Origin of the sequence: Oerskovia sp. NPDC056781, assembly GCF_042789955.1 — a bacterium.
GTDB classification, from domain to species: Bacteria; Actinomycetota; Actinomycetes; order Actinomycetales; family Cellulomonadaceae; genus Oerskovia; species Oerskovia rustica.
The window spans coordinates 1-8,923 of the sequence record NZ_JBHUAD010000165.1 but is presented as its reverse complement, the minus strand read 5'-3'; the positions used below and the strand labels follow the sequence as shown (position 1 = coordinate 8,923).

Below are 8,923 nucleotides of genomic sequence, written 5' to 3'. Positions count from 1 at the left end.
CCCCGGGCGCGCCGCCTCTTCCCGCCCGGCCTCAGCGCACCCGCCGCTGCATCGCGTCCCGCACCTCGCCCACGAGCTCCTCCAGGATGTCCTCGAGGAAGACGACGCCCAGCGCACCGGGTGCGCCGACCGGTGCGACGTCGTCGGGCAGCACCGAGGACGAGGCGTCGGCGATGCCGCCCTCACGCTCCAGCACCCCGGGGTCCACGCGTGCCAGGTGCGCGCCCGAGCGCTGCATGGCCCGCAGCGCGTCCTCGATCTCGTCACCCGGCTCGGCCGTCGCGAGCGCGCGCACCCGCCACGAGGGCACCGGCCGGAACCGGTCCTCGCCGCTCGCGTACAGCACGTCCTTGAGGTGCAGGTAGCCGACGAGCTCGCCGTGGACGTCGGCGACCGGGAAGCGGCTGAAGCCCGTCTTGGCGACCAGACGCTCGATCTCGTCGGGCGTGCACCCCTCGACCACGGTCACGAGGCGGTCGACCGGCACCATGACCTCGGCCGCCGTGCGCTCCGAGAACTCGATGGCCCCCGACAGCAGGCCCTGCTCGTCCTGGAGGATGCCCTCGGCCTGCGAGTGCTCGACGATCGACTGCACCTGCTCGGCCGTGAAGACCGACGCGACCTCGTCCTTGGGCTCCACACCGGTCCAGCGCACCACGTGGTTCGCGAGCCAGTTGAGCGAGACGATGATCGGCTTGAGGATGCGCCCCAGCACGACGAGCGGCGGGCCGAACCACATGACGGCCTTCTCGGGGCCCGACACCGCGAGGTTCTTCGGGACCATCTCGCCGAGGACCACGTGCAGGTAGACCACGATCGCCAGCGCGATCACGAAGGCGATGGGGTGCGTGAGCGACGGGCTCACACCCAGGGCGTGCAGAGGCACCTCGACGAGGTGCGCGACGGCCGGCTCCGCGACGACGCCCAGCCCCACCGAGCACACCGTGACGCCGAGCTGGGCGCACGCGAGCATGAGCGAGACGTGCTCCATGGCCCACAGGACCGTCTGGGCACGGCGGTTGCCCTGCGCGGCGAGCGGCTCGATCGCGCTGCGCCGGGCCGAGATGATCGCGAACTCCGCGCCCACGAAGAACGCGTTCGCGGCCAGGAGGAACAGACCCAGGAGGAGGGCTGCGGTCGAGCTCATCGGGCACCTCCCTGCGCGCCGTCACCCGGGCGCCGGTCGGCGCCCGACCTGCCGGGCGGTCCGGCGCGGCGGCCGTCCTGGTCGCCCTGGTCGTCCTGCTCCTGCGGGGCGAGCACGCGGACCCGGAGCCGCTCGACGCGGCGCCCTTCCATGGCCTCGACACGCAGCACGACGTCGCCGGCCCGGACCTCGTCCCCGACCTCCGGCACCCTGCCGAGGTCGGCCATGACGAGCCCCCCGAGGGTCTCGTAGGCGCCGTCCTCGGGCACCACCAGCCCCGTCGACTCCACGAGCTCGTCCGGGCGGACGACCCCCGGCACGATCCACGAGCCGTCGGCCCCACGGGCCGTGCCGGCCCGGCGCGGGTCGTGCTCGTCGGCGACGTCGCCCACGAGCTCCTCGACCACGTCCTCCAGGGTCACGACCCCCGAGGTTCCGCCGTACTCGTCCACGACCACGGCCATCTGCAGACCGAAGCCGCGCAGCTCGACGAGCAGCGGTCCCAGCGCGACCGTCTCCGGGACGCGCGGGGCGTCGACCATGAGCGCGGCCGCCGGCACCTCGCCACGGCGCTCGTGGGGCACCCCCACGGCCCGGCGCAGGTGCACGAGCCCGAGCACGTCGTCGCGGTCCTCGCCGATCACGGGGAAGCGCGAGTGTCCCGACGTGCGGGCGAGCGCCACGACGTCCTCGGCCGTGTCGTCACGACGCAGCACCACCATGCGCATGCGGTCCGTCATGACGTCGACCGCGCTGAGCTCGTCGAGCTCGATCGAGTTGGTCAGGAGCGTCGCGACCGAGGTGTCCAGGGTGCCCTCCTGGGCGGACCGCTTGACGAGCGCCGCGAGCTCGGACGCCGAGCGCGCGCCCGACAGCTCCTCGCGCGGCTCGACACCCATGCGGCGCAGGATCGCGTTCGCCGAACCGTTGAGCACCGAGATGACCGGTCGGAAGAGCTTGGTGAACTGCCGCTGGACCGGGACGACCTGGCGGGCGGTGGCGTACGGGGTCGAGAGCGCGAAGTTCTTGGGGATGAGCTCGCCGAAGAGCATCGAGAACAGGTTCACGACGACGAGCGCAAGGACCACCGCGAGGACGGTGGCAGCGCTCGCCCCGAGGGCCGTGCTGCCGAGCGCGTCGCCGATGAGGCTCTGGAGGGCCGGCTGAGCCGTGTACCCGAGCAGGATGGTCGTGATCGTGATGCCGACCTGCGCCGACGAGAGCTCTGTCGACAGGTGCTTGAGTCCGGCCCGGACGCTGCGGTCGCGGCGGCTGCTGCGCGCCTCGGGGGCGGCGGCCTCTCGCGTCCCACCCGGTACGCCGTCGCGGCCCCCCTGCTCGGCGCCGTGGGCCTCGTCGCCGCCCGGCTTGGCCAGGACGGCGGGGTCGAGGGTGACGAGCGAGAACTCGCTCGCCACGAAGACTGCTGTGCCTGCGGTCAGGAGCACCCCCAGCGCGACCATCAACCAGTCGCCTACCACGGGGTGCTCCACGGATATCGGGGTGTGCTCTTCATCGTGCCAACGATGTTATCGGCCGAGGGCCCGTCGTCCATCCGTGGCGCGGGCCGGTCCGGCCTCCCGTCCGTCGGCCACGGCGTCACACGACCCACTCCGGACACCCACCGGAACACCACAGACATCAACGGAACTTTCGTCCGTCCTGCGGCCATCGACGCCCCGGTTGTGCCACGCTGGTGCCATGACAGCCAGCGCATTCCCCACCGGTACCGGCGCGACGAGCGCTGGTGGACCCGCAGGCACACCCGCGCAGTCCGCGAACATCCTCGTCGTCGAGGACGAGCCGGCCATCGCCACGGCCATCGCCCAGCGCCTGAGCGCCGAGGGCTGGCGCGTCGAGGTGGCACGCGACGGGCTCTCGGGCGTCGAGGCAGCGACTCGCCTGCGACCCGACGTGATCGTGCTCGACGTCATGCTGCCGGGCATCGACGGGCTCGAGGTCACGCGCCGCATCCAGGCCGAGCAGCCCGTGCCGATCCTCATGCTGACGGCGCGCGACGACGAGACGGACATGCTCATCGGGCTCGGTGTCGGCGCCGACGACTACATGACCAAGCCCTTCTCGATGCGCGAGCTGGTCGCCCGGGTCAAGGCGCTGCTCCGGCGCGTCGACCGCGCGGCCCAGGCGGCGACGTCGACCCCCACGGACCCGCCCATGGTCGTGGGCGACGTCGTGATCGACCGCGCCCAGCGACGCGTGCACCGCGCGGGCGAAGAGGTCCACCTGACCCCGACCGAGTTCGAGCTGCTCGTCATGCTGGCCAGCTCGCCCAAGACCGTGCTCACGCGCGAACGCCTCCTCGCCGAGGTCTGGGACTGGGCCGACGCGAGCGGGACCCGCACGGTCGACTCCCACATCAAGGCGCTGCGCCGCAAGCTCGGGCCCGACCTGATCCGCACGGTCCACGGGGTCGGATACGCGTTCGAGCCCCCGGTCGCGTGACCTCCGGCCCCCGGACCATCCGCCCCCACCTCCCGGACGTCCGGCCCCTCGACTCGTTCCGGTCGCTCAAGATCAAGCTCGGCGTGCTGGTCTTCGCGACCGTCACGCTCGCGGTCCTCATCACCTGGCTCGGTCAGCAGAACAAGCTCGGCCCCACCCGCACGTTCCCGCTGGCGATCGTGCTCTCGCTCCTGCTCACGCAGATCCTCGCGCGCGGCATGACCTCGCCCCTGCGCGAGATGACGGCGGCCGCGCAGTCCATGGCCGACGGGGACTACACCCGGCGCGTGCGCGCGACGAGCCGTGACGAGGTGGGCCAGCTCGCGGTCGCCTTCAACATCATGGCCGAGGACCTGGCGTCGTCCGACCAGATGCGACGGGAGCTCATCGCGAACGTGTCGCACGAGCTCCGCACACCGATCGCGGCGCTCCAGGCCCAGCTCGAGAACGTCGTCGACGGCGTGAGCGAGGCGAACCCGGCGACCATGGAGATGGCCCTCGCCCAGACCGAGCGCCTGACCCGCCTCGTGACGTACCTCCTGGACCTGTCCCGGATCGAGGCGGGCGCCGCGGCCCTCAACTTCCAGGACATCCCGCTCGGCGACTTCCTGGAGGAGAACGCCGACGCCGTCTCGATGGTCGAGGCCGGCAAGCAGCTCCAGTACGTGGTCGACGTGACCCCCGAGGACCTCACGCTGCCGGCGGACCCCGAGCGTCTGCGGCAGATCGTCACGAACCTGCTCCAGAACGCGATCCGGCACTCGCCCCAGAACGGCGAGATCCGGCTCGAGGCCTACCCCGTCGACGACGACGTCGTGATCGAGGTCATCGACGAGGGACCCGGCATCGCGAAGAAGGACCGCGAACGGATCTTCGAGCGCTTCGCCCGGGGCAACGCCCCGTCGCAGGGCCACTCGTCGACGGGCGGGACGGGGATCGGGCTCGCGATCGTGCGCTGGGCGGTCGACCTGCACGGCGGGCGGATCGAGGTCGCGGACTCCCTCCAGGGCGCCACGATGCGCCTGACCTTCCCGGCTCGTCCCCAGCCGCACACGACCGGCCTCCCGGACGACCTGCCGGAGATCCTGGGCCACCCCGGCGCGCCTCGTCCGAGCGACCAGGAGCGACGCCCGTCCGACACGACGGAGTGAGACCTTCGTCACACTCGGTGGCGGGCATACCCGGCGATGGTCTAAACGACCTGACCTTTGGTCAGCGAACAGGTCGCTGTTGCCCCCCTGTTTGCCTCTGGCAGACGTCCCGTGAAGAACCGGCCGACACCCTGCACATTTCCGCCGGACGAGGCTCGGGCGAGCGGACCGGAGGGCCTAGGCTTGACGGGTCCGGTTCCGGACTAGGTACCCGATATCCAGTGACGATCAGTGGTGAAAGTGGGCGATCCTCGCGTGTCCCCGAAGGCTGAGTCAGAGTCGATCAGCGCAGCAAGTTCTGTGTTCGGCGCCAACGAATGGCTCGTCGACGAGCTCTACGAGCAATACCTCAAGGACAAGAACGCGGTGGACCCCGCGTGGTGGGAGTTCTTCGCGGACTACCGTCCCGGGGACAAGGCGAGCGAGGTGAACGGGAGCAGCGCCACCGCCGCTCCCTCCGCCCCCGCCGCAGGGACCGCGACGCCCGCCGTCGCGACCCCGGCCCCCGCGGTCCAGATCCCCGCGAACGCACCGGCAACGCCGCCGGCCCGCGCCACGAGCGCCGTACCGGCGACCGACGGCTCTGCCGCCGGTGAGTCCGCGCAGCGACCCAAGTCGCCCGTGGTCCCCGCCGACCCGACCGTCAACGCCGCGATCGCGGCCGTGAAGGCCAACCGCCCGGTCGCGACGGCACAGCCCGCCACCGCACCGTACGCGGCCGTGGCGGCCGCGAAGTCGAAGTCCGACGCGCCCGACACCGCGGACGACGTGCAGAAGCTGCGCGGCCCCGCAGCGCGCGTCGTCGTGAACATGGAGGCGAGCCTCGAGGTCCCCACGGCGACCTCCGTGCGCGCCGTGCCGGCCAAGCTCATGGTCGACAACCGCATCGTGATCAACAACCATCTCGCCCGCGGGCGCGGCGGCAAGATCTCGTTCACGCACCTCATCGGCTACGCGCTCGTCGAGGCCCTCGGCGAGATGCCGGCCATGAACGCGAGCTACACGCAGCTCGACGGCAAGCCCGCGGTGAACAACCCGGCGCACGTCAACTTCGGACTCGCGATCGACCTCGCCAAGCCGGACGGCACCCGCCAGCTCCTCGTGCCGAGCGTCAAGAAGGCCGAGCAGATGGACTTCGCCCAGTTCTGGGCGGCCTACGAGGACCTGGTCCGCCGGGCCCGCGGCAACAAGCTCACGGTCGACGACTTCGCCGGCACGACGATCTCGCTCACCAACCCGGGCGGCATCGGCACCGTGCACTCGGTCCCGCGCCTCATGCAGGGCCAGGGCACGATCATCGGCGTCGGCGCCATGGACTACCCCGCGGAGTTCGCGGGCGCCTCGGTCGAGCAGCTCGCCCGCCTGGGCGTCTCGAAGGTCCTGACGATCACGTCGACCTACGACCACCGCATCATCCAGGGCGCCCAGTCCGGCGAGTTCCTGCGCATCCTCGGGACCAAGCTGATCGGTGAGGACGGGTTCTACGACCGCGTCTTCGCCGCGCTGCGCATCCCCTACGAGCCGGTCCGCTGGACCCGCGACAACACCACGGACGCCGAGATCGAGGCGGCCAAGCCCGCCAAGATCGCCGAGCTCATCCACTCGTTCCGCTCGCGCGGGCACCTCATGGCCGACACGGACCCGCTCGCCTACCGCCAGCGCAAGCACCCCGACCTGGACGTCCAGACCCACGACCTCACGCTGTGGGACCTGGACCGCACCTTCCCGACAGGCGGGTTCGGCGGCAAGACCAAGTCGACGCTGCGCGACATCCTCGGCCTGCTGCGCGACTCGTACTGCCGCTCGATCGGCATCGAGTACATGCACCTCGCGGACCGCGCCCAGCGTCGCTGGCTCCAGGAGCGCCTCGAGTCCGGGTACGCCCGCACCCCGCGCGAGGACCAGCTGCGCATCCTGCGCCGCCTGAACTCCGCAGAGGCGTTCGAGACCTTCCTGCAGACCAAGTTCGTCGGCCAGAAGCGCTTCTCGCTCGAGGGTGGCGAGTCCGTCATCCCGCTGCTCGACGCCGTCCTGTCCAAGGCGGCCGACGGCGGCCTCGACGAGGTCTGCATCGGCATGGCCCACCGCGGCCGCCTCAACGTCCTCGCGAACATCGCCGGCAAGAGCTACGCGCAGATCTTCGCCGAGTTCGAGGGCAACCAGGACCCCAAGAGCGTCCAGGGCTCGGGAGACGTCAAGTACCACCTCGGCACCGAGGGCACGTTCTCGGCCGAGTCGGGTGCGCAGACACGCGTCTACCTCGCGGCCAACCCCTCGCACCTCGAGGCGGTCGACCCGGTGCTCGAGGGCATCGTGCGCGCCAAGCAGGACCGCATCGACCTGGGCGGCGACGGGTTCTCCGTCCTGCCGATCCTCATCCACGGCGACGCGGCCTTCGCGGGCCAGGGCGTGGTCCCCGAGGTCCTGAACCTCGCGCAGCTGCGCGGGTACCGCACGGGCGGCACGATCCACGTCATCATCAACAACCAGGTCGGCTTCACCACGGGCCCGTCCTCGTCGCGCTCGACGCTCTACTCGACCGACGTCGCCAAGGGCTACCAGGTCCCGATCTTCCACGTGAACGGTGACGACCCCGAGGCGTGCGTGCGCGTCGCCGAGCTCGCCTTCGCGTTCCGCGAGCAGTTCGACCGTGACGTCATCATCGACATGATCTGCTACCGCCGCCGCGGTCACAACGAGGGCGACGACCCCTCGATGACGCAGCCGCTCATGTACAACCTGATCGAGGCCAAGCGCTCGGTGCGCAAGCTCTACACCGAGAACCTCGTCGCGCGCGGCGACATCACGCTCGAGGAGGCCGAGCACGTCCTGCAGGACTACCAGGCCCAGCTCGAGCGCGTCTTCACCGAGACCAAGGAAGGCGGCTTCACGCCGTCGCCCGCCACCGAGCCCGTCGCGGGCCTGGAGCGTCCCGAGTCCCAGCGCGAGGACGCCGGCACGATGGTCGGGTGGAAGACCGCGATCGACCAGGCGATCATCGAGCGCGTGGGTCAGGTGCACGTCTCGCCCCCCGAGGGCTTCACGGTCCACCCCAAGCTGGCGCAGCTCCTCGAGAAGCGCAACCAGATGTCCGCCAACGGCGGCATCGACTGGGGCTACGGCGAGCTGATCGCGTTCGGGTCGCTGCTCGTGGAGGGCACGCCCGTGCGCCTCGCCGGACAGGACTCGCGCCGCGGCACGTTCGTCCAGCGCCACGCGGTCCTGCACGACCGCGAGACCGGCGCCGAGTGGACCCCGCTGCTGTACCTCTCCGCGGACCAGGCGAAGTTCTGGGTCTACGACTCCTCGCTGAGCGAGTACGCGGCCCTCGGGTTCGAGTACGGCTACTCGGTCGAGCGACCTGACGCCCTGGTGCTGTGGGAGGCGCAGTTCGGCGACTTCGTCAACGGCGCGCAGACCGTCATCGACGAGTTCATCTCGTCCGCCGAGCAGAAGTGGGGCCAGAACTCCTCGGTCGTCATGCTCCTGCCGCACGGCTACGAGGGCCAGGGGCCGGACCACTCGTCGGCCCGCATCGAGCGGTTCCTCCAGCTCTGCGCGGAGAACAACCTCACGGTCGCGCAGCCGTCCACGCCGGCGTCGTACTTCCACCTGCTGCGTCAGCAGGCGTACGCTCGCCCGCGCCGCCCGCTCGTGGTGTTCACGCCCAAGCAGCTGCTGCGTCTCAAGGCGGCCGCGTCCGGGGTCGAGGACTTCACGACCGGGACGTTCCAGCCGGTGCTCGGGGACACGACGGCGAACCCGTCGTCCGTCGACCGCGTCCTGCTCTGCACGGGCCGTGTCTACTACGACCTGGTCGCCGAGCGCGCCAAGCGTGGGGACGACCGGACCGCGATCGTCCGCCTCGAGCAGCTCTACCCGCTCGACGTGGACGGCATCCGCCGGGAGGTCGCGAAGTACGCGGGCGCCGAGGTCGTCTGGGTCCAGGACGAGCCGGAGAACCAGGGCGCGTGGTCGTTCGTCCACGTGAACCTGCCCGAGGACCTGCCCCGTGTCCGGGTCGTCTCGCGCCCGGCGTCGGCCTCGACCGCCGCCGGCACGGCCAAGAAGCACCAGGCCCAGCAGGCCGTCCTCCTCGAGCAGGCGTTCGCCCGCTGAGCAGGACCCCCACGCTGACCCCCTGAGGGCCACGACGAAGGCC

Annotated in this window: 5 protein-coding genes; 3 read left to right on the top strand and 2 right to left on the bottom strand. The window is 71.2% G+C overall.

All coding sequences use genetic code 11. From position 1 onward, the window contains the following. Positions 1–31: 31 nt before the first annotated feature. Together ACFRCR_RS13670 and ACFRCR_RS13665 are read right to left on the bottom strand one after the other, a co-directional pair. Positions 32–1,147: a hemolysin family protein gene (locus ACFRCR_RS13670; protein WP_377678243.1), complete on the bottom strand. Its 1,116-nt coding sequence runs from the start codon at positions 1,145–1,147 to the stop codon at positions 32–34. Beyond that, on the bottom strand, positions 1,144–2,628 hold the full coding sequence (locus tag ACFRCR_RS13665) for a hemolysin family protein (RefSeq protein WP_377678242.1): 1,485 nt from the start codon (positions 2,626–2,628) through the stop codon (positions 1,144–1,146). The genes ACFRCR_RS13670 and ACFRCR_RS13665 overlap by 4 nt, the downstream gene beginning before the upstream one ends. A gap of 220 nt (positions 2,629–2,848) precedes the next feature. Between ACFRCR_RS13665 and ACFRCR_RS13660 the strand changes: the two genes are divergently transcribed. From ACFRCR_RS13660 to ACFRCR_RS13650, 3 genes are all read left to right on the top strand, one after another. Next, a complete protein-coding gene (locus ACFRCR_RS13660) occupies positions 2,849–3,610 on the top strand; it encodes a response regulator transcription factor (protein WP_225227495.1) in 762 nt (253 codons plus the stop codon). After that, positions 3,607–4,761, top strand: coding sequence for an ATP-binding protein (locus tag ACFRCR_RS13655; protein ID WP_377678240.1), 1,155 nt, complete (start codon positions 3,607–3,609; stop codon positions 4,759–4,761). Before ACFRCR_RS13660 ends, ACFRCR_RS13655 begins: the two co-directional genes overlap by 4 nt. Before the next feature lie 255 nt (positions 4,762–5,016). Then, positions 5,017–8,880, top strand: coding sequence for a multifunctional oxoglutarate decarboxylase/oxoglutarate dehydrogenase thiamine pyrophosphate-binding subunit/dihydrolipoyllysine-residue succinyltransferase subunit (locus ACFRCR_RS13650; RefSeq protein ID WP_377678239.1), 3,864 nt, complete (start codon positions 5,017–5,019; stop codon positions 8,878–8,880). The last annotated feature ends 43 nt before the right edge of the window (positions 8,881–8,923 follow it).